The sequence below is a fragment of the Bacillus changyiensis genome (assembly GCF_027706145.1).
Classification (GTDB): domain Bacteria; phylum Bacillota; class Bacilli; order Bacillales; family Bacillaceae; genus Bacillus; species Bacillus changyiensis.
On record NZ_JAQFWW010000021.1, the window covers coordinates 1 to 760 of the forward strand.

General features: G+C 50.1%; 6 tRNA genes. All 6 read right to left on the reverse strand.

The window, feature by feature from the left end:
- Positions 1-212: 212 nt before the first annotated feature.
- Positions 213-288 (reverse strand) — tRNA-Ala (locus PDT38_RS19260).
- A 6-nt stretch (positions 289-294) separates the two neighbouring features.
- Positions 295-371 (reverse strand) — tRNA-Pro (locus tag PDT38_RS19265).
- Positions 372-375: 4 nt separating this feature from the next.
- Positions 376-452 (reverse strand) — tRNA-Arg (locus PDT38_RS19270).
- A gap of 10 nt (positions 453-462) precedes the next feature.
- Positions 463-548: transfer RNA gene (locus PDT38_RS19275), tRNA-Leu, on the reverse strand.
- A 9-nt stretch (positions 549-557) separates the two neighbouring features.
- Positions 558-632 (reverse strand) — tRNA-Gly (locus PDT38_RS19280).
- 9 nt (positions 633-641) lie between these two features.
- Positions 642-723: transfer RNA gene (locus PDT38_RS19285), tRNA-Leu, on the reverse strand.
- Positions 724-760 lie beyond the last annotated feature (37 nt).

Sequence of the window (760 nt, forward strand, 5' to 3'; positions counted from 1 at the left end):
TCGTCCTGAGCCAGGATCAAACTCTCCATAAAATGGAGTGCAGATTAGTTCGTCACAAGTGACGACATCTGCCCTGACTTGCACTAAATGTGCTTTGTATTTCTTGAATTAACAGGTACGTCTTGTCTTGTTTAGTTTTCAAAGATCATTTCTAAAGCAACTCTATTATTATATCTCTATTGAAATAAATAGTCAAGTGCTTTTTTAAAAAATGGTGGAGCCTAGCGGGATCGAACCGCTGACCTCCTGCGTGCAAAGCAGGCGCTCTCCCAGCTGAGCTAAGGCCCCAAATAATGGTCGGGAAGACAGGATTCGAACCTGCGACCCCATGGTCCCAAACCATGTGCTCTACCAAGCTGAGCTACTTCCCGATAATGGCGCGCCCGAGAGGAGTCGAACCCCTAACCTTTTGATCCGTAGTCAAACGCTCTATCCAATTGAGCTACGGGCGCATATATCAAATGCCGAGGGCCGGACTTGAACCGGCACGGTAGTCACCTACCGCAGGATTTTAAGTCCTGTGTGTCTGCCAATTCCACCACCCCGGCGTGGATGGTTGGAGCGGAAGACGGGATTCGAACCCGCGACCCCCACCTTGGCAAGGTGGTGTTCTACCACTGAACTACTTCCGCGTTTTTTAATGCGGGTGAAGGGACTCGAACCCCCACGTCGTAAGACACTAGATCCTAAGTCTAGCGCGTCTGCCAATTCCGCCACACCCGCATATAACATGGTGAGCCATGAAGGACTCGAACCTTCG